Source organism: Lactobacillus melliventris (genome assembly GCF_013346935.1).
Lineage (GTDB): Bacteria > Bacillota > Bacilli > Lactobacillales > Lactobacillaceae > Lactobacillus.
In genome coordinates this window covers 17,516-40,442 of sequence record NZ_JAAEEB010000012.1, presented here as the reverse complement: position 1 = coordinate 40,442, position 22,927 = coordinate 17,516, and the positions used below count along the sequence as shown (strand labels likewise).

At 35.6% G+C, this 22,927-nt stretch carries 25 protein-coding genes; 2 read left to right on the top strand and 23 right to left on the bottom strand.

The window, feature by feature from the left end; translation table 11 throughout:
- Positions 1–4 precede the first annotated feature (4 nt).
- Complete coding sequence (locus GYV61_RS09910) at positions 5–88, top strand: IS3 family transposase (RefSeq protein ID WP_370520801.1); 84 nt, start codon at positions 5–7, stop codon at positions 86–88.
- Between the two features lie 54 nt (positions 89–142).
- On the opposite strand, the gene GYV61_RS09025 is transcribed toward GYV61_RS09910, so the two are convergent.
- The 6 genes from GYV61_RS09025 to GYV61_RS09000 form a co-directional block, all read right to left on the bottom strand.
- Positions 143–868, bottom strand: a complete 726-nt coding sequence (locus GYV61_RS09025) for a GntR family transcriptional regulator (RefSeq protein ID WP_174795547.1) — start codon at positions 866–868, stop codon at positions 143–145.
- A gap of 8 nt (positions 869–876) precedes the next feature.
- On the bottom strand, positions 877–1,800 hold the full coding sequence (locus tag GYV61_RS09020; protein WP_174795546.1) for a nucleoside hydrolase: 924 nt from the start codon (positions 1,798–1,800) through the stop codon (positions 877–879).
- A gap of 105 nt (positions 1,801–1,905) precedes the next feature.
- On the bottom strand, positions 1,906–2,598 hold the full coding sequence (rpiA, locus tag GYV61_RS09015) for a ribose-5-phosphate isomerase RpiA (RefSeq protein WP_174795545.1): 693 nt from the start codon (positions 2,596–2,598) through the stop codon (positions 1,906–1,908).
- Between the two features lie 109 nt (positions 2,599–2,707).
- On the bottom strand, positions 2,708–3,178 hold the full coding sequence (locus tag GYV61_RS09010) for a Dps family protein (protein WP_122025773.1): 471 nt from the start codon (positions 3,176–3,178) through the stop codon (positions 2,708–2,710).
- Positions 3,179–3,340: 162 nt separating this feature from the next.
- Positions 3,341–4,705, bottom strand: a complete 1,365-nt coding sequence (celB, locus tag GYV61_RS09005; RefSeq protein WP_174795544.1) for a PTS cellobiose transporter subunit IIC — start codon at positions 4,703–4,705, stop codon at positions 3,341–3,343.
- A 91-nt stretch (positions 4,706–4,796) separates the two neighbouring features.
- A complete protein-coding gene (locus GYV61_RS09000; RefSeq protein WP_174795543.1) occupies positions 4,797–5,297 on the bottom strand; it encodes a PTS cellobiose transporter subunit IIA in 501 nt (166 codons plus the stop codon).
- A 148-nt stretch (positions 5,298–5,445) separates the two neighbouring features.
- On the opposite strand from GYV61_RS09000, the gene GYV61_RS08995 reads away from it, so the two are divergent.
- A complete protein-coding gene (locus GYV61_RS08995) occupies positions 5,446–6,891 on the top strand; it encodes a 6-phospho-beta-glucosidase (protein ID WP_174795542.1) in 1,446 nt (481 codons plus the stop codon).
- Positions 6,892–7,128: 237 nt separating this feature from the next.
- On the opposite strand, the gene GYV61_RS08990 is transcribed toward GYV61_RS08995, so the two are convergent.
- The 17 genes from GYV61_RS08990 to GYV61_RS08910 all read right to left on the bottom strand — a co-directional run bounded on the left by GYV61_RS08990 (position 7,129) and on the right by GYV61_RS08910 (position 22,892).
- On the bottom strand, positions 7,129–8,070 hold the full coding sequence (locus GYV61_RS08990) for an aldo/keto reductase (protein WP_174795541.1): 942 nt from the start codon (positions 8,068–8,070) through the stop codon (positions 7,129–7,131).
- A gap of 169 nt (positions 8,071–8,239) precedes the next feature.
- Positions 8,240–8,611 carry a PTS lactose/cellobiose transporter subunit IIA gene (locus GYV61_RS08985; RefSeq protein WP_046324496.1) on the bottom strand — a complete coding sequence of 124 codons (372 nt, stop codon included), beginning with the start codon at positions 8,609–8,611 and terminating at the stop codon, positions 8,240–8,242.
- A 10-nt stretch (positions 8,612–8,621) separates the two neighbouring features.
- Positions 8,622–8,957, bottom strand: a complete 336-nt coding sequence (locus tag GYV61_RS08980) for a PTS sugar transporter subunit IIB (protein ID WP_046324495.1) — start codon at positions 8,955–8,957, stop codon at positions 8,622–8,624.
- A gap of 241 nt (positions 8,958–9,198) precedes the next feature.
- Entirely contained in the window at positions 9,199–9,426 is a 228-nt protein-coding gene (locus GYV61_RS08975; RefSeq protein WP_046324494.1) for a hypothetical protein, read from the bottom strand.
- Positions 9,427–9,527: 101 nt separating this feature from the next.
- Positions 9,528–9,746 carry a hypothetical protein gene (locus GYV61_RS08970; RefSeq protein WP_174795540.1) on the bottom strand — a complete coding sequence of 73 codons (219 nt, stop codon included), beginning with the start codon at positions 9,744–9,746 and terminating at the stop codon, positions 9,528–9,530.
- A gap of 102 nt (positions 9,747–9,848) precedes the next feature.
- Positions 9,849–10,262, bottom strand: coding sequence for a PTS sugar transporter subunit IIA (locus GYV61_RS08965; RefSeq protein ID WP_174795539.1), 414 nt, complete (start codon positions 10,260–10,262; stop codon positions 9,849–9,851).
- 17 nt (positions 10,263–10,279) lie between these two features.
- A complete protein-coding gene (locus GYV61_RS08960; RefSeq protein ID WP_174795538.1) occupies positions 10,280–11,275 on the bottom strand; it encodes an SIS domain-containing protein in 996 nt (331 codons plus the stop codon).
- Complete coding sequence (gene deoC / locus GYV61_RS08955; RefSeq protein ID WP_202984481.1) at positions 11,268–11,930, bottom strand: deoxyribose-phosphate aldolase; 663 nt, start codon at positions 11,928–11,930, stop codon at positions 11,268–11,270. Before deoC ends, GYV61_RS08960 begins: the two co-directional genes overlap by 8 nt.
- Before the next feature lie 26 nt (positions 11,931–11,956).
- Positions 11,957–12,784 carry a PTS system mannose/fructose/sorbose family transporter subunit IID gene (locus GYV61_RS08950; protein WP_110445768.1) on the bottom strand — a complete coding sequence of 276 codons (828 nt, stop codon included), beginning with the start codon at positions 12,782–12,784 and terminating at the stop codon, positions 11,957–11,959.
- Entirely contained in the window at positions 12,768–13,556 is a 789-nt protein-coding gene (locus GYV61_RS08945; RefSeq protein WP_174795537.1) for a PTS mannose/fructose/sorbose/N-acetylgalactosamine transporter subunit IIC, read from the bottom strand. The genes GYV61_RS08950 and GYV61_RS08945 overlap by 17 nt, the downstream gene beginning before the upstream one ends.
- Before the next feature lie 15 nt (positions 13,557–13,571).
- Positions 13,572–14,411, bottom strand: a complete 840-nt coding sequence (locus GYV61_RS08940) for a sugar phosphate isomerase/epimerase family protein (protein ID WP_174795536.1) — start codon at positions 14,409–14,411, stop codon at positions 13,572–13,574.
- 10 nt (positions 14,412–14,421) lie between these two features.
- On the bottom strand, positions 14,422–14,892 hold the full coding sequence (locus GYV61_RS08935) for a PTS sugar transporter subunit IIB (protein ID WP_174795535.1): 471 nt from the start codon (positions 14,890–14,892) through the stop codon (positions 14,422–14,424).
- 151 nt (positions 14,893–15,043) lie between these two features.
- Complete coding sequence (locus GYV61_RS08930; protein ID WP_174795534.1) at positions 15,044–17,803, bottom strand: sigma 54-interacting transcriptional regulator; 2,760 nt, start codon at positions 17,801–17,803, stop codon at positions 15,044–15,046.
- Positions 17,804–18,010: 207 nt separating this feature from the next.
- Complete coding sequence (locus GYV61_RS08925; RefSeq protein WP_174795533.1) at positions 18,011–19,207, bottom strand: MFS transporter; 1,197 nt, start codon at positions 19,205–19,207, stop codon at positions 18,011–18,013.
- Positions 19,208–19,213: 6 nt separating this feature from the next.
- The gene (locus GYV61_RS08920; RefSeq protein WP_174795532.1) at positions 19,214–20,656 is read right to left on the bottom strand and encodes a vinyl phenol reductase; all 1,443 of its coding nucleotides are present in this window, start codon (positions 20,654–20,656) and stop codon (positions 19,214–19,216) included.
- A gap of 12 nt (positions 20,657–20,668) precedes the next feature.
- Positions 20,669–21,403, bottom strand: coding sequence for an SDR family NAD(P)-dependent oxidoreductase (locus GYV61_RS08915; protein ID WP_174795531.1), 735 nt, complete (start codon positions 21,401–21,403; stop codon positions 20,669–20,671).
- Between the two features lie 13 nt (positions 21,404–21,416).
- Positions 21,417–22,892 (bottom strand): FAD-dependent oxidoreductase, encoded by a 1,476-nt coding sequence (locus GYV61_RS08910; RefSeq protein WP_174795530.1) that lies wholly within the window; start codon positions 22,890–22,892, stop codon positions 21,417–21,419.
- Between the last annotated feature and the right edge of the window lie 35 nt (positions 22,893–22,927).

The window sequence follows — 22,927 nt, the reverse complement described above, 5'->3', positions numbered from 1 at the left end:
CTACATTGAGTATTACAATCAGAAAAGAATCAAGATCAAACTAAAAGGACTAACTCCGCTTGAATATCGGCAGTTAGTCCTCAGTTAATAGCTAATATAAAGTGTCCTAATTTTGGGGTTCACATCAGCTTTCGCCTGTTTTTTATTTATTCAAATTAACAAAAGTGTTAAAGCGCATGTATTGATAATGAATACGCATGGTTGAGACTTCAAATGGAGTACCATCATCTAAAAAGAAAATACCTTCCATTACGCCAACTGGTTCAGTAGACTTTAAATTAAGCCTTGCTTGATCATCCCTATCAGATGGTTCAACAGTAATATTAAGAAAGGCTTTAGTGACTACCTTATTTTGTGAATCCTCTAAGTAATTAAAAAGGGACTTTTTTAAGTGCTCAGGCTTGAGCTCTGGAACTATTTTAATAGGTACATAGCCAGTTTCTATCAAAAAGGGCTGTTCATCCAAAAAACGAAGTCTTTTAAATTCGTAAACAAAGTCATTTTCTTTAAGAAACAAATCCTGAGCTATTCCAGCGGGTGTTTTAATCACGTTAAAAGAAAGCAGCTTAATACCCTGCTTTTTTCCCGGGACTTTAAGGCTATCTGTCAACCCTAAATTTGATCCTTCATAACGAAACAATGATTGGTTCTTTAAATATAGGGGATTGATGAAAGTACCACTACCCCTTTTTTTAAAAACAATGCCTTGTTGAGAAAGCAGCTCCATTGCCCTTTTCATTGATGAGCGACTTACTTGATAGTATTCAGCTAGACTACGCTCGTCTGGAAGACGCATTCCTTCATATTTGTTATCCAAAATATTTTGTTTGATATCGCGCATCACAGTACGATAAACGAAATCTGCCATTATCTACCTCAATTATTTATTTCCTTGATAGCGGAAATTAACCACTCAGAAAATTGTCTACGGTCAATTTCGACACCAACTTGAACATTTGCTGGTTGACCAAAGAAGTTGTCAAAATCAATCATTGATGCGCCATAAGCACTAGGACTTTTAGTATCGACCACGACATAAGCCGGTTTAAAAGTGTACATTTCCGGTTTTACCAACATTCCAGATGCCAGCGCATCATAAACTTCTCTACCATTAGTTCTAGTGTGATCTTGCAATTTGTCCATAATATGATAAAGCATATTACCAGTTCTGCCTATTTCCTTAATTTGCATTAAGACTGCCGGAGTAATATAAGCTTGATGACCTAATTCCAGTGGCGCCAATAAAATTTTTATGCCACTTGCAAAAACAATTTGTGCTGCTTCAGGGTCACCCGCAACATTATATTCCGCATACGGCCCCCAATTGCCACGACCAATTGCACCACCCATAATTACTAGTTGCTCAATTTTAGGTAAATCTTCAGGGAACTGCCTAAAATAAAGCGCAAAATCAGTCGCTGGACCGATTTGCATTAAAGTTACCTTCTCGCTGCTATTAGCAACCACCTCGTGAATTGCTTCTGCAGCTATACCTGGTTTTAATAAGCTGTAATCAGGTTTAGGAAAATCAAAACCGGCTAGGCCACTTTGGCCGTGAACATCAGAAGCATCAATTTGGTCTCGTAACAATGGTCTTTGTGCTCCACTCACGACTGGCACTTTAGTTTGCAAAAAAGTTTCCAGTTTTAAGGTATTGTCCAAAGTGTTTTTAAGCGGAACATTGCCCCATGTTGCAGCAATCAGTTTCACATCAAGCTCAGGAGCAAATAAGGCTGTTGTCAATGCTACTACATCATCAATTCCGGGATCGGTACTAATTATCAAAGGTTTTTTTATCATAAGAATCCTCTTTTAAAATCGTTATAGCACTATGATACCAAATTTAGCTTCCAGTTGCTCTTTAAAAAAAGTTAGCCAAACAAAATCTTAGGCTAACTCGGAAAGTTATTTTTTGCGGTCTTCAATATTGCCATCAGCATGAGCAATAATAACTTCATTGCACATCCCTAAAAAAAGACCATGTTCAACCACACCAACGGTATGATCCAGATAATCAGCTAGGCCGCTAGGAACCGGAATAGGATCAATGTTTAAATCAATAATATAATTGCCATAATGAGTGACAAAACGCTTATTTCCAGTCAACCGCCACTTAGGATTCAGTCCTTCAGCCTGAAAAAGTTTGAAATTTTGCTCACACGAAATTGGCAAAACTTCAACTGGTAATGGAAAACCACTAAGGTGGTCAACCATTTTAGATTCATCCACAATCCAAACTACTTGGCGTGAATTAACAGCAACATTTTTTTCCATTGTTAAGGCACCGCCGCCGCCCTTGATGCCATCAAAATTATCGGCTATTCTGTCTGCACCATCAATAGTTAAATCAAGTTGATCTACAGTTGCCAACTCATCAACCTGGAAGCCATAGCTTTCCAGCTGTTTTTTACTTCTGCTTGAAGTTGTAACAACTGCTGCTAGCTCAAGCCCTTCTTCTTTTTTTCTTCTGCCTAATTCAGCAATTAAAAAAGCAACTGTAGAGCCGGTTCCGACTCCCAATTTCATTTTCGGCTTAACTAATTCAGCGGCCTTCACGGCAGCCAATTTTTTCAACCTATCCTGTTCTTCTTTATCCATGATCTGTGCTTTCTAAAATTAAATTATTAACCAGTAGTTCAATTTCATTATAGCAGAAAAAGAAGATATAAAAAAAGCAGTCCTAGACTGCTTTTTGCAATTGACTTAATTATTCAGGATCAATTTCAGGAGCTTTGTTAATTTCGCCTGACATCATCCAAATACGTTTTTCAACATCTGAGTGGAAGCCAGTCAGCATATCATTAGTTGAGTAGTCTCCCTCTTCATCACTAACCTTGATCCCTTCCTCATAAAGTTGATCGAGATAATGGTAATCAGAAATAATTTTTGCATAGCGCTCATCAATAGTTTCATCCCAATTACCTTTTTCATCAGGAATCTTAGTTTTAGCTGCTATTTCGCTTAGTGTAGAAACTGGAGAACCATCGAGGGTAATTAGACGCTCTGAAACTTGATCCAGTTGATCAGCTAATTCATCCATTACTTTATCAAGATATGGGTGTAATTTCAAAAAGCGGTTACCACGCATATACCAATGGTGTTGATGAACAACCATATGCAGTTGTGTCAGATCAGCAACTAATTGGTTTAAAACTTCTTTGGTTTTTGGATATTTCATAAAAAATTCCTCCACAATCAGATAATACGACTACACTTTTATTATAACGAGTAAGCGCTCTTAATACTAAAATATTGTTTAGCATTTTGTTAATTATACTGGAATATTAACAAAGAAAAAATCTGCCTTTTACAAGACAGATTTTTAAAGACTAACTAATATTTATGCGGCATCCGGAGTGGCGTTACTCTTTTCATTCTTGAGAGTAACGTTATCATAATGCTTAATGAATGGGTACCAAATTAAAAATGCCACTATCGCACATATAATTGAAACCAAGCCTCCTTGCCAACTTGTAGTAGCAAGATAACCGCTTAAACCAACTGGTGTTGGCCAAGGCTGTTGTACTATGATAACCGGAACAAGCTTTGCAGCAATAGCTAAGTAAGCTACGAGTCCTGAGGCCATCGGGGCACAAATAAATGGTATAAACAAATCAATATTATACACAATTGGTAAACCGAAAAGAATTGGTTCGTTAATATTGAAAACAGCTGGTACAATTTCAACTTTACCTAGTTCTTTTAATTGTGTTGAACGTGCCCGTAATACTAGCCAAATAGCGACACCCAAGGTAGCACCAGAACCACCAATTGTAACAAAGGCATTTAAGATTTCACCCGCAAAAACGTGGTGAGCACCTTGATTAACATTAGCTTGCATATTAGCTAAAACAATTGGGGAATAGAAGGAGCTGATAATCGTTGCACCATGAATTCCAAACCACCATAAGAAGTGAATAAGGAACAGAATGATTAAAAAGCCCCACCAAGTATCAGCAATATCACTAATAAATGAGAATGGAATAAACAGAACGTTGAATAAATCAGTCCCAGCCATAACTAAAGCCATATTTATTGCTGACATAACTACAGCAACGCAAAAGCCTGGAATCATTGCACTAAAGGAGTTGGCAACACCTGATGGTACTGAATCCGGCATTTTTATTTGCCAGTTATGTTTAATAGTAAAGCGGTATATTTGTACCGTTATCCAAGCTACAACCAGACCGATAAAAATACCGACAGCACCGATACGGTAAATACCAGCTAATGGAGAAGCCTGATAACCCCCAGCAATCATTTTATCTTTAGTAAATAAAGTTATAAATTCAACTCTACCGTTTTTCCATACTAATTCAGCAACAGTAATGAAGAAACCCATTAAAAACATCATTAAGCCATCAATAGGAATTAAACTTAAGTGTTCTTCATCACGATAAATCTTGGTATAAGAATAAGCAAAAGTACCTGAGAAAACCAGCGCAATAATACCCATCGTGGCATTGTAAACGGACTGAAACAGGTTAGTAAAACGTCCTATTGTCCCCGCATACCAAGCAGCAAATCCGGGAACAGGTATAGCTTTCGGCAACACTGTCAAAATTAAGAAAATGGACCCAATAATGGAGAATGAAATCACACTATAACCGGCGTCCATAATAGCCCTGACGAACCGCGTGGCAGCAAACTTACCTGCCACCTCAGCAATTCGATCTTTTATTGGTTTTTTATTTGGTTCAGCCATAAAAACTACTCCCTCTAATAATTATTATTAGTCAACTATATTTAATTGACTATAATAGTTATTGTAAGCGTATTCAATAAAAATGTAAACATTAATCATTTTTAAATGCTTTAATTGCCTTTAAATATTTATCTTTTCCAATATTAATATTATGTATTCTGCGCTCACAAAAATAAGCCAGCAAAATACCCGCTAACAGAAACGCAACCATAAAATAGACTGAATTCTGATCAGTGATAAAGGGCAGAATTTGTTTTTTAAAAGGTATAAATAAGCTGCAAGCCAGCAAAATATTAACGATAATTTGAATCCACAAATAAATCCTGGTAATCGGTACATCGCTTTTGCGGTTATGCATTTTAGTCAGCTGTTCGATGGCAGCAATCCCAGACAAAATAGTCATTAGACCGGCTAAAATTATTCCTGGTAGTTTCTGGTATTCAACTAAAATTAACAACCAAAACAGATTGGCAAAGAGAAAGATGACTACGCTGTAACGAAGCATTAAATAGCGGCTAAAATAAAGATATTTGATACTATCTTCATGTTTTTTACGCTCAACATCACTTTGATTAGAAGATTTGCTTGTCATATTTTCCAGTCCTTTACGATATTATATTAACAATTATAGCCTTATTTTTTGCAATAAAGCTAGTGTTAATGTTACTTGAAGATTAAGTAGCAATTGTATAAAATATAACTGTTAACGCTATCACAAAAATATTAAAAAGGAGATAAAAATGTATTCAGCAAAAATGCCAGAAGGGTTTTTATGGGGCGGTGCCGTTGCTGCTCATCAATTAGAAGGCGCCTGGAACGAAGACGGCAAAGGAATGTCAGTTGCCGATGTCATGACTGTTGGCTCTGCCACTAAACCACGCGAAATTACTGATGGGGTTATTCCCGGCAAGAACTACCCTAACCACAGTGCTATTGATTTTTATCACCACTATCAAGAAGATATAAAATTAATGGCCGAAATGGGTTTTAAAGCCTTTAGAACTTCAATTGCCTGGACCAGAATTTTTCCTAACGGCGATGACGAAAAACCTAACGAAGCAGGCTTAAAATTTTATGATGACTTGTTTGATACCTGCCACCAATATGGTATTGAACCGGTAATTACTTTATCTCACTTTGAAATTCCCTTTAATTTAGTGAAAAAATATCATGGTTTTACCAATCGCAAATTAATAGATTTCTTTGTCCGCTTTGCAACAGTTTGCTTTAAGCGCTACAAGAATAAAGTAAAGTACTGGATGACCTTCAATGAAATTGATAATCAGTCTGCTTATAACGAAGACTTTTTAATGGCAACAAATTCAGGAATAATTTTTAATGGCATGACTGATAAAGAAAAAGAAGCCGCTATGTATCAAGCAGCCCATTACGAGTTAGTAGCTTCCGCTTTAGCTGTTAAAGTTGGACATAAAATTAATCCTGATTTTCAAATTGGTTGTATGATTAATTATTCTCCTGTTAGACCGCTAACTCCATCTTCAGAGGATGTGTTGTTAGCTGATAAGTTTGAACAGCGTCGTGACTGGTTCTCTGATGTTCATGTCTTTGGTGAGTATCCTAAAGAAGTTGAGGCATATATTGAACGAAATGGTTATCGTCCTGACATTACTGATGAAGACAGAATTGTTTTGAAGGAAGGCACTGTTGACTACGTAGCTTTCAGCTACTACCAAACAACTACTGTTTCAGCTAAAAACGTTAAGCCGGACGAATTAAGCGACTTATCTAAAGCAATAACCCAAAACCCAACTTTAGAAAGAAGTGATTGGGGCTGGGAAATTGATCCAGCTGGATTAAGGATTGCTCTAAATCACTTAACTGATCGTTATCACAAACCTTTGTTTATCGTTGAAAATGGTTTAGGAGCTTATGATAAAGTTGAAGCAGATGGCTCCATTCATGATGATTACAGGGTTGACTATTTAAGAAAGCACATTTCTGAAATGGAAAAAGCAGTTGCGATTGATGGTGTTGACTTAATGGGCTATCTGCCATGGGGACCAATCGATCTTGTATCTGCTGGAACTGGTCAAATGGATAAACGATACGGCTTTATCTATGTTGATAAGAACGATGCTGGTGAAGGTACTTTGAAACGTTCACGTAAAGATTCATTCGACTGGTATAAAAAAGTCATTAATTCAAACGGTCTAGATTTGGATTAAACTCATAGTAAAGCACAATAAAATACACGATGCCAATTTGTTGGCAATCGTGTATTTTTTTATTTTAGACTTTAAAACTTATTTACGAATTACTTTACTGACACGCAAAACAATTCCAAGCAGGTTTTGACAAGGAAAAAAAACTCTAAGTAAAGATCCATAAAATTCGTAACTGACAAATTTTATTTAGAAATTACTTAGAGTCACATTTTTAAAAAACTATATTCTTAATTCTTATCAAAAGCTACTGAATAAGTGATCAATTTGCTGATATTCACTTGAAGACAATTCAACCTTCAGAGCTGCAGCGTTACTTCTAACTTGAGCCGCATTACGAGCTCCAGGAATCACAACACTTATTGCAGGATTTGCCATGTACCAAGCCAATACAATTTGCGTAACAGTTGCCTGATGATCTTCAGCGATCTTTCTAATCCCATCAATTCCTGTAATTGCTTCATCATATTGTTTCTTGTCAAAATTACCTAGTAGTTTACCACCATCACTATTTTTAAACTTGTCCCAGTCTGCTAAAGCATATTTACCCGTTAAAAGTCCTGATGCCAGTGGGAAAAATGGCACAAAGGAAATATTATTTTCCTGTAAATACTTTAATTCTTCTTTAACAGGTGCTTGGTGAACCAAACTGAATTGATCTTCAACAATATCAACTTTACCGTTTTTGTTAGCTTCTTTAATTTGATCCAATGAAAAATTAGAAACACCAATTGCTCTTATTTTTCCAGCTTTTCTTAAATCAGACAAAGTTTCAACTGCCTCGTCTTTGGGCGTTTCTTTATCCGGAAAATGCAAATAAAAAATATCAATGTAATCGGTCTTCAACCGTAATAATGCTTCGTCAACTGCCTTTTTAATAAACTCGGCACTGTTATTGATGGCCATATCCTGCGACTTATCTTGGGCAGCTTTAGTGGCAATTATAACTTTTGAACGATCATAATCTTGCAAAACATCACCAATAATTTCTTCTGATCTACCAAGACCATAGACATAGGCTGTGTCCAAGAAATTAATTCCTAGATTTAGGGCTTCTCGCAGGAGGTCATATCCATCTTTTTCGTTTAAATTATTAAACAGATTATGTCCTCCGACCTTATTCGTCCCTAAACCTAATTTACTGGTATAAACGTCACTTTTGCCTATTTTTACTTGTTTCATATTTCACTCCAAATAATAGATCTAAAATGCGCAATGTAAAAAAGTACAATTATAAAACCTACCTAATAAAGACAATGATGCAAAAATTGACCACGATTAATTAACCGCGCCTTGTTTTTCAAAAACAGTATCGTTTACAAATTCATCAATTTGTTTTTGTTCATTAAGTTTATTCGTCTGCTTCTTTCTTTAATACATTCGCATTAAAGAGCTTTTCATAAAGATCAACCATTTCTCCAGCTAAATCTCTAAATGTAATAGCATTCATCAAATGGTCTTGTGAATGAACAACAAGCAGAGTAACTTTTGTATGGTCTCCTTGAGCTTCTTTGGTCAGCATTCCAGTTTGAGAGTTATGTGCTTCATTAAGAGATTTATCGGATTCTGCTAGCTTAGCTCTAGCACCTGCAATGTCGCCTTTTTTAGCCAGTCTGATAGCTTCAAAAGCAAGACTTTTAGCATTACCACCATTGGCAATAAGGCCCATAGCTGCCTCTAAAGTTTCTTGCTCTTTCTGTTCTGGTGTTTGTTTTTCTGCCATCGTTATCCCCTTATCCGTTAATCAAGTCTTCAGCTTGTTGCAATACTTTTTTACCATCCATCATGCCGTATGAACGCATATCAATAACTCCAAGAGGAATATCGTTACCATCTTTTCCTTGACCTTTTACTTTATTCTTAAAGTCATCTTCCATGTACCGAATTTGTGGTCCAAGTAAAATGCAGTCTGGATGATCTTGCTCAATATGTTGCGAAGCTTCTGAAGCAGGGCATGCAAAAATATTTGCATCAATACCTTGGTCCTTTGCAGCTTGCTGCATTTTGGTAACCAATAAAGATGTACTCATTCCGGCACTGCAATTAAGCATAATAGTTTGTTCTGCCATAATAATAATTTCCTCCTAAAATGTATCCTAATATTTATTTCTTCTATTATAGCACTTTTAAAATAGCGCTTACTAATAAGTCTATTAATTTTTCCACTATTTTCAGAAAATTTAATAGCGGCTTACTTTTTGTCTGAAAATAAAATATACGTGGTCGGTATATCTTACCGACTACGTATATTACATAATATAGTTCAATTGTATCTATTCAATTTCACAATGATAACTGTTATAGCCTTACTTAAAAACCTTTAAAAGCTAAAACAATTGCAGCGATACCAACAATTAACAATGATAAACCAATAACTAAAGAAGTCCACATTGCCAGAGGCATAAAGCCATTATTAGTACCCTTATGTAAAATTCCGTGGATATAAACGACACTATTAACTACTTGATAAGACCCTAAAGCCATCATAATCGCAGCGATAATCATTAAAAATGCTGCACTTGTTAAAAAGCTTGCCATTTTAACACCCTCTTTTAAACTAATAACTATACTATACAATGATTTTACCACGTTTTTAAATTAAAGTGGATAATAACTTATAATTTTTTTCTATTCAAAATTTAAAAATGATAGAACAAACAAATAATTCCACCACAAAATAAAACAAGCCCAAAATAGAAAGCAAAAGCAATTGCCAAAATTGAAAAGCCATTACTAGTCCCATTTTGGAGAATACTTCTAGTATATTTATAACTAGATACTAGTTCAAAACCAGCTAGCAAAAGCAAAACGATACCCATAATTTTCTGGAATATTATGCCGTTAAAAAAGTTACTCATTACTATCGCCTTCTTTAATTTTAAAGCCCTTTCACTTTTATTTTGCCTAATTATAAATCCTTTAATAAAAAAAGTATAGCAAAATTGCTATACCTCTTTATTTTAGAATTCATCATCTTGGATAGAAGATTTTATTCTTTGATAGCGATAAACACCACTTTTACCGGCTTCAATTATTGCGGAAAGTAATTGTTCCTTTTCTAATTGATCACGATTGATAAACAATTCAAGTAGCATTGGAATATTCACACCAGTAATGATTTCTATTTCTGGATATTTCTTTAGTAAGCCAACTAAAGTATTAAACGGTGTGCCTCCTTTTAAATCTGTTAGGCAAATAATTATCCCTCTCAGCTGATCAATTTCCTGACCCAGCTCTTTTTTTAGCTGGTCTAAAGACTCTCCGTTTTCAAAATTCACAGTCAGACAGTTTTCCTGTTTACCACAAATCATTTCTGCTGATTTTAAAATTTCTGGGGCAGAACTGCCATGCGTACAAATAATTACTCCAACCATTAGTTTACGCTATCTAATTAATAATCTAAGCAGCGGTAGTAACGCCGAATATCCATTGGATGACGGTTAAGGTGCTCTATATGAACATCAATTCTATTATTAATTGCATGGAAAACAAATGGTGACAAAGTGCCACGATATTTTTCTGAAAATCCCGGTAAATCATAGTCTTTAGAATCTATAATGGTATAGTTGCCACAGATTTCTGGCAAAAACTTTGCAACACGTGCACTAAGTTGCCTTTGACTGTCTTCGCCAACATAAACTGTAACAGGAGTGTCACGATCAACCACTTCAAACATACCGTGGAAAAATTCTGCTGCTTCAACAGCTCTAGTTCTAATCCAGTGCTGTTCTTCCCAATAACACATAGCATATGAATAAGTGGCGCCCCATTGATTACCAGCTCCGACAAAATAATGAATTTCATCATCATGATGTTTTTCAGCAAATTTTTGAGCAAATTCATCTGCATTTTCCTCAATGTCTGCGATGTCTTGAGCAAAATGAGCATCCATTTCCTGATAAAATTCGTCATAATCAGAGAATTCACCATTTAAATACATTAAACGGTCTCCTACCATGAAAAATTTTAGCTGTTCGTTTTCAGGATAAGAAATACAATATGTTAACATTGAAGCTAACTTAGCCTTAGGATCATCCATAAAGCCCAGAATTGTAGCACCAGTTTTATTCAACTTTTTTACTGCATCAACCATCTCTTTAGTGTTGCCAGTAACGGAAGAAATGATTACTAAAGTTTTTGTGGTAATTCTTTTATTACCTGTAACAACATATTCAGCTGCATTTTGATAAAAGGTTTCTAAAACACTCCTTTCTTTCATGTGAATGTTAGCCTGCATTCCAGAAGCATAAGTGCCTCCAATTCCCAGCCAACATATATTATCTATTCCTTTTTTAAATAATGGATCAATAACATTGTTAATTTGGCTTCTTAATTTAAGAGCTCCGGTCATACTGTTAACTAATTTTTGCTTGTTAAATTTACGCATTCTTTAAATCTCTTTCTTGCTCAACAATTTTAATTCCTGCACTTGCACCCATTATTGATGCACCAGCGTTTAAAAAGCCCATTGCTTCATCGTAAGTATGGATACCACCCGCAGCTTTTATTTTTATTGCAGGATCTAGAACTCTTTTCATAAGTTTTACATCTTCTATCTTAGCTCCGCCAAAGCTTCTTCCAGTTGAAGTTTTTAAAAAGGCCGGTTTAACCCGATTTGCAATTTCACAAATTTTTTCCTTGGCGGCATCATCACCATCTAATTTACACATCTCAACGATTACTTTGTCTCGAATATTGTGTTGCTTACAAAATTGGGAAATTGTCGACATTTCCTTTTCTATAGCGTCAAAATCTTTATTTTCAACATTTTTTTGGTTTAATGGATAATCTACTTCTTCATAATTTTTGGCAGCATAATCTTCAAACCGCTTCATTTTCTCATCAAGTTCCATTTTGCCTTCAGGAAAATCTATCGCACCAGCAATAATGATGTCAGTATCTTTTAACGATTCTTTAGCGATATCATATTCATTTTCCGGTTTGGCAAAGATTGCTCTAAAATTATATTTCTTTGCTTTCTCCAAGTATTGTTCAAAAGTATCATTTGGATCATCAATATAGTCAATTTTCTTATTAATCATTTTCATACCTCAATTTTTAAATTAATTTAAACACCTAATACTCCCCAAACAGTGAGTAAAACTCCAATGATGGTAGCACCCAATAATTGCCACAAAACATTAATTTTCTTTTTGTTCAGGACATAAAATATATAAAGAACTAATAACGAAAGCACGCCTGGTAATATGCCATCTAAAACACTTTGCAAAGAAGTTGCTGTTTTTCCCGTACCAAATTTTGCTACGACTTTAACAACTACCATGTTTTGAGTCATTGCTCCTATGACCATAACCCCGAGAATACCAGCAGCCTCCTTAAACTTATCCATCAAGCCTGATTTTTGAATTTTATCAAGATAGCTGGTTCCCATATTGTATCCAGCCTTGACTCCAAAATACCTAACGAGGTACGCAGGAATGTTGTATATCAGCAAAAATAAAATTGGCCCGAGAATACTTCCTTTCATTGAAAGAGATGCAGCTACACCAACTGCTAGAACTCTCAAAGTGCCTAAAAACAGTGAGTCTCCTATTCCTGACAATGGACCCATCAATGCAGTTTTAATAGCACTAATAGTAGAAACATCAAAATCTTTATCTTCGGAATTCTTTTCTTCCATTGAAGCCACTACGCCGCCAATAAAAGGAACTAATTGTGGAGTACAATTAAAAAATTCCATCTGCCTTTCAAGTGAATCAATGTATTCTTTTTGATCTTTATGATAAAGCTTCTTCATTAAAGGAGCCATCATATAAGCAAAAGCCAAATGCATTTGTCTCTCATAGTTCCAACCAAATTCCATCGGTAAGGAGCGCCACATTATCTGTCTTAAATCCTTATTGGTTATCTTATTTTCTTTAGAAATCGTCGTCATAGTCGGTATCCTCGTTTGTTGAAGTAGATGTGTTTAAAACAGTCTGTCTTTTATCTGAATGAAATTTAACAATAACAATAATTAGTCCGAATAAAGCAACACCTAATACAGGTACTTTTAGATATGCGGAGAGCAAAAATCCTAGAAAGAAATATGGCAATATGGTTTTATTAATAATCATTTCCAATAAGATAGCAAAACCAATAGCGGGCAACATATTTGCTGCTACTTGTAAACCGTCAATAATGTTTTGCGGAATGACGTTTAATAATGCCTTCATTCCTGCACTTCCAGCATAATAGCCTAAAAAGCACAAAATTCCACGACGCGTACACTCAATCAAGCCAATTCCCCACATAGAAGCTGTTATACCGCCAGGTTTCCCTTCTTTTGCATATCTATCACCAATATGGGCAATTGCTGGAAAAATTACACTTGTTAAATTTCCTATAGCTAATGAAAGCATTGCAATGGGCATAGCAATGGCGATTGCTGCACCAACGCCCTTTCCCAAAGTAATTGCAAAAGCTGTACCTAAAACTCCACCTACAATTACATCTGGAGGTAAATATGCGCCAACTGAAATAGCTCCCATAAATACCAGTTCTAGGGATGCTCCAATAATAATACCTTGAGTTAAATTTCCTAATACCAGACCCACCAAAGGGCCTAAAATAATTGGTCTATTTAACATGTTAGAACCGATTGCAAAATCCAAAGGACCAATAAAACCTACTAGTCCAATCAGTAATGCAGTACCTAAATTACTCATTTTTTCTCCCATCTTTTACTTTAAAAAAGGACTTAGAAATGCTAGTGACTTTCTTTCCACTGCTGCAGGGTTCAAAAAGTATTCAGATTGTCCAAATTCAAACGTAAAATTACCCTGATAATTATTTGAATTAAAAACCTGAAAATCGTCACCAGGATTTCTTTCACCCTCACCCCAACAACGATGACCAACTGGGTTGCCGTCAACAAAATGGCAGTGGATGACTTTAGAGCCAAAAGCAGTAAAATACTGTAAAATAGTTTCACTATTTCTAGCCATTGCTCCCAAATCGATGTTTACTCCAACATTACTTTCAGCAACATCGTCTAAATAGGTTTTCAGATCAACGATTGAATTAACCAAATGAGATTCATCGGGCTGCAAAGCTTCAACAGCAATTTTAATTTGGCAACTGGCAGCATATTCAGCTACTGTTTTCATCATTTCCACCGATCGCTCCCAGGCTTTTTTAGGGTCTTCATCATAAAAGTCCCAACCAGAATTTAATGCAATCATATGAACATCTAACTCTGCAGCAGCATCGATTAAGTTCTTAAAATATGCAATAGATCCATCCCTTAGGTGCTTGCTTTTAGCAGCCAAATTATATAAATTTGGATTACTCTGTTGTGGTGTTAAGCAAATTATTTTTAAATTATGTTCGGCAACATTCTTTTTTATTTGAGAAACATTTTGATGTCCTGTCTCCTCAATCCAAAAGTGTTGTGGGCTTGTCCATAGTTCTATCTGAGTTAAACCGTTTCGGCTAACCGAATCTAAAAAATATTCAAAAGAATAATTTCTATAATAATAATTCATGGCTGCCAAACGACTCTTTGAAATTTTATTATTCATTATTTAGAACCTACATCATTTCCTTGTATAATTCTTTTTTATCATTTGGCACTTGCCTAATCTCAATTTCACAACCTCGATCTACCAGCTCCTTTAATTTACTCTCATCCTCATTTGTGACATTGATAGCTTTACTTATTTGCTTTGTACCATCTGCTGGTTTTGTTCCTCCTAAATTGATATGATCAATTTGAGGATAGGCAGTAGCTAAAGAATAAGCATCTGCCACAGATTCAACAACAATAAATAATTTGTATTTATCGGTCACTCCACTTTTTAGGGCTTTAATTGAATCAGAAATATTTTTAATTACCAACTTAACTCCTTGTGGTTTAGCAAGTTTCATGGCTGTCTTTCGAATCTCGTTATTCGGGACATCGTCATTAGCAATCAGAATACAATCAACTCCTAGTTCCTGAGTCCAAGAAAATGCTACTTGCCCATGTAGCAACCGGTGATCGACTCGCAATAATTTAATCAAATTAATTCCTCCTTATCTGAATCTTGTCCTTACACCAAATAATTAGCAATTATTGTGCCAACTAAGTGTCAAAAAAAAAGCAACCTCATTTGGTCGCTTTTCTGCTTAATTTTGGAGTATTCTTTGACAGTATTTTTAATAATTTATTCTGTCAAAAATCTTCCGTATTTGTAATCTCCAAGTTACTGTTTTGGGTATCAAAAATTAAATCATAAATGTATTTAATTTCAGTAATCGGGATTTTGATATTATATATCCTTTCTAATAGTCGCAGTGACCTTCTAATATTTTTAATAGCTTCCAAGCTTTGAACTGTTTCCTTAAAATTATTGGGTGGTGTTTCTAATATTTGGTTACGAATAATTCTTTCAATCATACAACTAATGTGAACGAATAAAGCCATCATCGTTGTATTAGAAAGTGTTACGTTTAGATATTTCTCCATTAACTTAATACATGAATCAATATTTTTGATGACCTCTTTTGTATCTAAAATTGTTAATGAATTAATAACGCGTTCAATAGTAAAGTTTCTTAGAATAGATTCATTAAAACGATCAAGATCTTTATCAGACAATATTCCATTCAATATTCGTTTTAAAGTTGATAGTTTTGATCCACTTACTAATTCTTCCAAGGAAATGTAAGGAATATTGCAGTATTTAGGATCCGCTGTTCCAATTACGACTAAAACGTTATATTTTCTTTTGAGGGCATTTTCTTGATCCTCTAATTTTAGCCAATTATAGGAGCACGACATTACTTGAACTTTACTTCTTAAAGGTAGACTTTCCTCAACCATTTTTTTAATTTTGTTTGCAGTGCCTACACCCGTTGTACAGCATACTAAAATTACATTTTGTTTAACCATCTTAGGATAAATAATCCGGTAATCATTATGAATTGTCTCATCCATTTTATTGATGATGGATTCAATAGGCTTTCTCTCTTTTATATAATTAGCTACAAACAATGCTAACTGTGTGGAGACATTATTTAATATGACTACCGGAAAATTCAAGTCCATTTGCAATAGTTCAGGAATTTTTTCTAAGGAACCCATATCTACCATTAAAATTAAGCCATTTACCACATGTCTGACATGGATATAGTTGGATACCTTTTTTGCTATCTCCTCCGGTAAAATATCAATTGGCATATCAAAAGAATCAAGTAACGGCTCACCTGCAATTTTATTAACAGTATCGGCAATACTGCTTGCTGTCGAATAACCATGAGCTAAAAGAATACAATGAACTAAGTTTGAACTCTTTTTTCTCTGTGCCCCACTTAGGTAAATAGCTAAAAATAATTTGTCGACATCATCGGTATACAAGTTAAGCATATTATTTACGACATTTAAAATTGTATCTACAACTTCACTTGTATAATTTACTTCATTAATTTCATTAATAATTCTTTTTATTGTTTTACTTTGGTCCTGTGATAATTGCCAATGTTTTTCCTGGCGAAAATAAAAATAATAAGAAATAGCTACAATAATATTGCCATTAAAATCATTTCTTAAATCGTCTTGAAGATAACCAACTTCTTGATTAAGCATTTTTTTAATTAGATTAAGAGGCAATTCACCTTTGTCCATAGTTTTTTTCTTAAAAATAAGATAATCACATAAGTTATTTAATTTTGCAAAAGCCTTTGAGATAAAAGAATTATAAGAAACTTTGTCATATAAAGACAAAATTTCATTCATTGCCTTCTCTATGTAGTTTTTGCTTTCGTAATTATCAACAAAATCTTGAATCTTACTATTTGGTTTAATCAATATATTTTTTTTACTTCGAGACCATATTTCTTTTGAGAAGGAAATACCAGATAATAAAATTCCCTGCGGCAAGTCAGCAAGCTTAACATAAATATTATTTTGATCATTTTTTTCTGCTTTACTAAGAGCACTTGCAACAGAAAGCAAGACATCATTTTTTAATTGACCGATATTACTTTCATATTTAGTATTGGCCAAAGTTAAAAGCACGTGGTTATTAACATTGATATTTTTCTTTATTTTTTTTGCATGTAATATAAAGAAATATATTATTAAAGACCTAATCTCATTAGTTGTTCGATCAGAAAGTGGCGGCATTGTAATTTGAACTGGAATTCGACGAATAAAAGTGGCTAAGAAGCTACTCTTAATATCTTCTGTAGTAGCACAAATTAGTCTTACATTTAGCGACTTCTTTTTAGCTGCTTCACCTAATGGTGCTATTTTTCCGCTATCTAAATAAGAAAATAGTTTTTCCTGTCCTTTAGGATCCAATCTATGAACTTCATCAAGAAATAGCATGCCATTATTTGCTTCATCAAAAAGACCATTGTGGGCAGTTTCAGCACCCGTAAATGAACCTTTAGCATAGCCAAAAAGCGTACTAGTCAATAGCTCTGGATTATCAGCATATTCTGCGCAATTAAAACTAACAAATTTACCATTTGAAGGTATATATCCTTCAGCTACGCAGTAATCAAAGAACTTTCTTGCTATGTAGCTTTTACCTGTTCCTGTTTGACCATTAATCAAAACGGGAAGTCTGCCTGGGTAGGATGCAGCTGCTTTTAGTTTCCTAATCTGACCATATAATGATTGATCATGTCCTATGACACTGGAAAATGTATCAGTTTTTCTTAAGCTTTTAGTTAAGTCCTCTATACTGTCATATTCTTGCTTTAATACTTTATTTGTAGACTTTTTAAGGTTTTCTCGATCTAAAAAAATCACAGGTCTTGTTTTAATCTTAATAATTTTATTTTCACTAACTAACAGGTTAAGGTAATGACTAACTGTGTTCCTTTTAACTCCTAACTTATCAGCCAACTTAGAAGTTGAAAATTGTTTGATATCTTCATATTTTGCCTGATGTATTAAGTTAAACAGCTCTTGTTTTAAATTCATGACAACCCTCCTCCTTTACTATTAAAAGTTATGGTAACGGTTTTACAAAGTCCGTTCAAGAGGAAAAAATAAGTCTTTAAAACTATGATGAAAACTAAAAGGACTAACTCCGATTGAATATCGAAAGTTAGTCCTTAGCTAATAACTTATGAAGTATCCTAATTTTAGGGTTCACATCAAACTATTGGCTGCTTTTATTTATCTTTTTTATTGCTCTTTTGCAGCTAAAACTAAATTCTTTTGAAATTTAACCACTAAACAAATTACGGCTAGCATTAGTGCCAGCAAACCGCTTAAAGAGAAAACATTAAAACCTAAATGACTGACTAAACTAGTCAAAGGATTAATTATCAGTGGACTAACGACTCCACCTACGGAATAAATCGCAACATAAATCCCCAAAGCCATAGAAACACTGTTATCATCGACAATCAGGGAAATCAAATAAGGAAATTGTCCCATTGCGATACTCATCGCTGCTCCTACTATAAAACTGCCAATAAAGACAATTAGTAGTGAATGAAACAGACCTATCAATAAGTATGCAATGCCATATAAACATAATGAAAGAGCAATCGAAGAGTAGCGAAGCCTTTTGCCAATTTTACCCACAAATAAGCCACAGATCATCCCACCAACAAGAGAAATGGTGGATGTTAGAGCTGCTTGTGCAGTGGCACCAAGATTTTCTCGCACTACAAACAAAGAGATATTATTATTTAAAACATTATTAAGTAACATTATCAAAAACGCCCAGAAGGCACTATAAAACACGAATTTGTTTAAATGAATTTTAGTATTAACCCCTTTGGTGTCATTCTGAGAAGCTGTTCCAGTTTCAAAGGGCAGAAGAAGAAATACAATTAGGAGTATTAGCAGTGAAAACAGGTATATCCAGTAATTATTAATCCAGCTGCTTGAAGCTGCCAGTTGACCTCCGCCCATGATAAAGACCATGCCACCAATATTAATAAAAGTTGTAGATAACCCCATAGTAGATTCACGGTCACTTTGAGGCAGCAATTGTGCGATTAAAACTTGAGTTAAATTGGTGCAGGCTCCTTGACCTAAACCCACTAAACATGAACAAAAAAGTAAAAACTCAAAATTCGTGTGCAGCATTAGTGGCAATAACCCACCAATTGTCACCAAACAAATTGAAACAAGGGTCAACACTTTTAAATTAACTTTATTTGCTGTCAATTTACCAATGATTATTCCCGCAAGCATCATAAATAAATTTGGTAAAGATGTCAGCATTTGTACACTAGTATTGTTAAGGGTAAAAAATTTAGCAATGGCAGCGTAAGATGGGGTAATAGCTAAAGATGCCATGCCAATCATACTAACCGCTAAGATACCTATACGAATTTTTGAAACAGAAACTCTTTTAGCACTATTCATTGATATTCACCGCGTTTTAGTAATACTTTGAATGGCATTTCTACCTGAAAATACGGCATACCCTGCTGTACTTCCTGGTAAAGTGACAGCGTAAGTATCACCAACAAGCATCCCTGCAGCATCATTGCCAACAGCATAAACTCCGGTAAGTGGATAACCATAGGAATTTAAAACGGTATTATTATTATCAACACGAATACCACCAATTGCACATGCCATACCAATACCCAATTCTACTGCATAATTAGGACCATCTTTTAAAGCTGTCATGTATGCGGGAGCTTTACCAAAATCGGTATCAGTTCCTTTAGCCACTAAGTCGTTATAACGCCCAATTGTTTGTGGCAAATTGGGCAAATTCAATTTTTCTGCTAATTCAGCCAGAGTGTCGGATTTGGTCAAGTACTTATCACCATTCTGTAAGTCACGCGTAATTTCTTCTTGTAAATGTTCGAATTTTTCAGGTGAAACCGGTGAATTGCCTACTTCTTTGTAAAGGCCGACATTAGTTAAATGGTTAACCGTTTCTTGATTAAGGATTGAAAAAGTTCTTGACTGGGTTAAAAGGGCGCTGCCCGCATGACACATATTGTCATTGACATCTTCATTAACAAAGCGTTCACCTTGCTCATTCACCCATAAAATTGCCTCTTGAGTCGCTGCTGCTGCCAATTGTTCAGGCATATGAACAAAAGGTGGACGTGTTTTATCCAAAATAGCACCACCACCATATTGAATAGCCCCCATCTGATAGTGTTCAGCTCCAGCCTGCCATGCTAGTTTCATGCCGTCTCCGGTAGATTTGCCATCACTAACTGACAGCAAACGTTCAGTTGCAGGAGTCCGTTTCTTAATCAAATCCGGATTATCCACATAGCCACCTGTAGCTAAAATCACGTTAGTTGCAGTTAATTCTCTAAACTGTCCTGTAGCCTCATTTTTAATAACTAGACCACTGACATGACCATTATGTTGTAAAATTTTTTGCGCACTAATGCTAGTCACAATTTCCACGCCAAAAGCTTTAGCCTGAGGTATTAACTTTGCTATCACAGCATGACCACCACCGGCAAAAGTATGAATCGTAGGCCAGCTTTTACCTTGAGGACCAACTTTACTATACTCAACTCCAAGGGAATGAAGCCAGTCAATTACTGAACCACTTTGACTAATATATTTTCTCAAATGAGGGGCACTAGCTTCATAGTGGGAATAGTTCAGTTCATCTTGGAGCAATTTGGTAGGATCAATCTTAATACCTTTTTCTTTTTGCAAAAAGCTGTCGACTCCCATTGCGCCTTCAACATAGTTGCCGTCACCGCCAAGTGTCCTGCCTTTTTCAATTACCAAGGTCTTAATACCCTGCTCGCCAGCACTGACAGCTGCTGCCAAACCGCTAAGCCCGCCACCAACAATTACTAGGTTATATTCGGAATTTTTAGGAAACATAAATTTTCTCCCCTACTTCAGGCCGACTGAAACGCCGCCGTCGCTTAGAATTGTCTGACCGGTCATAAATGTGGCTTCACTAGCTACAAAAACAAAGACTTTAGCAACTTCAGCAGCGGTTTCTGCCCTCTTCATTGGTACAGTCGGTAAAACTTTCTCCAAAAAGCCGCCTTCGTTAAGTGGGGTTTTAGTTAGACCGGGAGCAACACTATTAACACGAATATTTTTGTCAGCATAATCAATCGCCGCAGCTTGAGTCATACCAATAATGCCATTTTTGGCTGCATTATAAGCGCCCATACCACCAGGATTATAAATGCTGCCTAAAGCACTGGTATTGACGATTGAGCCATAGCCTTGTTTTAAGAACAGTTTGATTTCCTCACGCATACATAAGAAGGTCCCACGCAAGTCCAAATTAATCGTATTATCAAAATCTTCATCAGTCAGTTCGGCAAATGGCTTCAAAACGCCACCGCCAGCGTTATTCATTACATAATCAATCTTACCGTAATCGGAAACGATAGTTTGTAACCCATTCTTAATACTGTCTTTATCCATGACGTTCAAAATCAAGCCGGTAATCTTACCGTTATATTTTTCATTCATTTCAGCAGCAACGTCCAGCACTTTCTTGTTATAGTCAGTTAAAATGACATCGCTACCTTGCTTAGCAAATTCTTCACTAATAGCATAGCCAATACCTTGAGCAGCTCCAGTAACAACAGCAACTTTTCCTTCTAACATTTTTCTTTTTCTCCTAATTTAAACTCTTAATTGCTTCTTCTGCAGCAATCCAGCCGGAAACAAAGGCAAAGCCGTTAGCAATACCTTCATAGCTCGGGTAGCCATCAGAATATAAGCCGTTAACATTATTACCAACAATATATAAATCTTTAAGTGGAGTGCCATCTTCTTTTACCGGCTGACAGTTACGATCAACATTGACACCGTCTAATGTTCCTAAAATTGCGCAGTGCTCAATTATTGCGTAAAACGGTCCTTCTTGAACGTCAAACAATAATTCAGCAGCCGGCTTTAAGAAAGTGTCGTCCTCTTTCTGCTTAACGGCCTGGTTATAAGAATTGACACTTCTTTCAAGTGAAACATAAGGCAATTGCAGCTTTTGGGCCAGTTCCTTTAAGCTGTCTGCTTTTACTACTTCACCCGTTTTAACCGTGTTATCAAAGTCTGTTTGAATATTAGGTAAAGGCCCCACAGTTGTTCTTGGGGTTTGCCCCACGTCACAGAACTGTCTTTCAAAAGTGTCTTCAAGATTAACCTCTTTTTGCTTAAAAGTGTCTAAAGTCTTTTGGTCCAGTAAAACGTAGTAGATACCGTTAACGTTATGGGCAGCATTGCCCCACATAGCAAAATCATAAACTACATCCTCGTTTACAAAACGATTAGCGGTTTGATCCAGCCACAGCAATGGTAAATTGGTTAGAGTTTCAACCGCACTGTCTCTTTTCATAGGATTAATACTCATGCTTGGTGCACAGCCATGGGCAAAAAGAACTGGGCGGTGACGACAATCTGCACCTAATTTATGCGTTAATCTAATTCCCGTACCCGTAGATTTGCGCTCTCCCAGGTTCAAAAGTGCGTTAGTATCTGAAAAATTGGCTGTCATCATTTCCTGACTGCCGCAATAGCCGCCATCAGCAAATATTACTTTTTTAGCAGCAATTCTAATCTCTTCACCATCTTTATTTTTAGCAATAACTGCTTTTAAGCCATTATCATATTCCAGATCGACAGCTGCAGTTTCCAACATTACCTTATTGCCAGCTGCGGTAAATTTATCCGGTAATTTATCCCAGTTAGTCATTTTCTCTTTAAAATTATTAAATTTATGGTAGACCAGTGGATCATTTAAGTGTGCTTTTTGTTCGCTTTGTTCCACAGTTACCGGTAAACCCATTTCTGCTAAACGATCGATATTGGAACCTGACTTTTTTAAAAATCGCGCCAATAGTTCACCATTAACAAAGAAGTGGTTGTAATCTGTTAATCCGTTAAAAGCTTCACGATAGCCATAATTTACGTGTCGCTTTTTTTGTTCAGTGGAATTAATAGCAAAAACTCCATGAGCACCAAATTTGCCGGCACCTCCGACTTTGTTACCTTTTTCTAAAAGTACAAATGGCACATGCTTTTGATAAAGTTCAAAACAAGCTGAAATTCCAGCCGATCCTGAGCCAACAACTACGACATCAGTTGAAAAAGAATTCAATGTAACATCACCCTTTCTGATATTTTGTGATTTTT

Excerpts from the sequence above, each read along its gene's own strand:
- deoC (WP_202984481.1), bottom strand. The coding sequence starts at position 11,930 with ATGATTAATAAGAAAATTGACTATATTGATGATCCAAATGATACTTTT.
- GYV61_RS08975 (WP_046324494.1), bottom strand. The coding sequence starts at position 9,426 with ATGGCAAGCTTTTTAACAAGTGCAGCATTTTTAATGATTATCGCTGCG.
- GYV61_RS08965 (WP_174795539.1), bottom strand. The coding sequence starts at position 10,262 with ATGGTTGGAGTAATTATTTGTACGCATGGCAGTTCTGCCCCAGAAATT.
- GYV61_RS08925 (WP_174795533.1), bottom strand. The coding sequence starts at position 19,207 with ATGAATAGTGCTAAAAGAGTTTCTGTTTCAAAAATTCGTATAGGTATC.
- GYV61_RS09025 (WP_174795547.1), bottom strand. The coding sequence starts at position 868 with ATGGCAGATTTCGTTTATCGTACTGTGATGCGCGATATCAAACAAAAT.
- GYV61_RS08990 (WP_174795541.1), bottom strand. The coding sequence starts at position 8,070 with ATGAAACAAGTAAAAATAGGCAAAAGTGACGTTTATACCAGTAAATTA.
- GYV61_RS08995 (WP_174795542.1), top strand. The coding sequence starts at position 5,446 with ATGTATTCAGCAAAAATGCCAGAAGGGTTTTTATGGGGCGGTGCCGTT.
- GYV61_RS08970 (WP_174795540.1), bottom strand. The coding sequence starts at position 9,746 with ATGAGTAACTTTTTTAACGGCATAATATTCCAGAAAATTATGGGTATC.
- GYV61_RS08960 (WP_174795538.1), bottom strand. The coding sequence starts at position 11,275 with ATGCGTAAATTTAACAAGCAAAAATTAGTTAACAGTATGACCGGAGCT.
- celB (WP_174795544.1), bottom strand. The coding sequence starts at position 4,705 with ATGGCTGAACCAAATAAAAAACCAATAAAAGATCGAATTGCTGAGGTG.
- GYV61_RS09010 (WP_122025773.1), bottom strand. The coding sequence starts at position 3,178 with ATGAAATATCCAAAAACCAAAGAAGTTTTAAACCAATTAGTTGCTGAT.
- GYV61_RS08945 (WP_174795537.1), bottom strand. The coding sequence starts at position 13,556 with ATGAGTAATTTAGGTACTGCATTACTGATTGGACTAGTAGGTTTTATT.
- GYV61_RS08940 (WP_174795536.1), bottom strand. The coding sequence starts at position 14,411 with ATGAATAATAAAATTTCAAAGAGTCGTTTGGCAGCCATGAATTATTAT.
- GYV61_RS08920 (WP_174795532.1), bottom strand. The coding sequence starts at position 20,656 with ATGTTTCCTAAAAATTCCGAATATAACCTAGTAATTGTTGGTGGCGGG.
- GYV61_RS09000 (WP_174795543.1), bottom strand. The coding sequence starts at position 5,297 with ATGACAAGCAAATCTTCTAATCAAAGTGATGTTGAGCGTAAAAAACAT.
- GYV61_RS08950 (WP_110445768.1), bottom strand. The coding sequence starts at position 12,784 with ATGACGACGATTTCTAAAGAAAATAAGATAACCAATAAGGATTTAAGA.
- GYV61_RS08930 (WP_174795534.1), bottom strand. The coding sequence starts at position 17,803 with ATGAATTTAAAACAAGAGCTGTTTAACTTAATACATCAGGCAAAATAT.
- GYV61_RS08985 (WP_046324496.1), bottom strand. The coding sequence starts at position 8,611 with ATGGCAGAAAAACAAACACCAGAACAGAAAGAGCAAGAAACTTTAGAG.
- GYV61_RS08980 (WP_046324495.1), bottom strand. The coding sequence starts at position 8,957 with ATGGCAGAACAAACTATTATGCTTAATTGCAGTGCCGGAATGAGTACA.
- rpiA (WP_174795545.1), bottom strand. The coding sequence starts at position 2,598 with ATGGATAAAGAAGAACAGGATAGGTTGAAAAAATTGGCTGCCGTGAAG.
- GYV61_RS09020 (WP_174795546.1), bottom strand. The coding sequence starts at position 1,800 with ATGATAAAAAAACCTTTGATAATTAGTACCGATCCCGGAATTGATGAT.
- GYV61_RS08915 (WP_174795531.1), bottom strand. The coding sequence starts at position 21,403 with ATGTTAGAAGGAAAAGTTGCTGTTGTTACTGGAGCTGCTCAAGGTATT.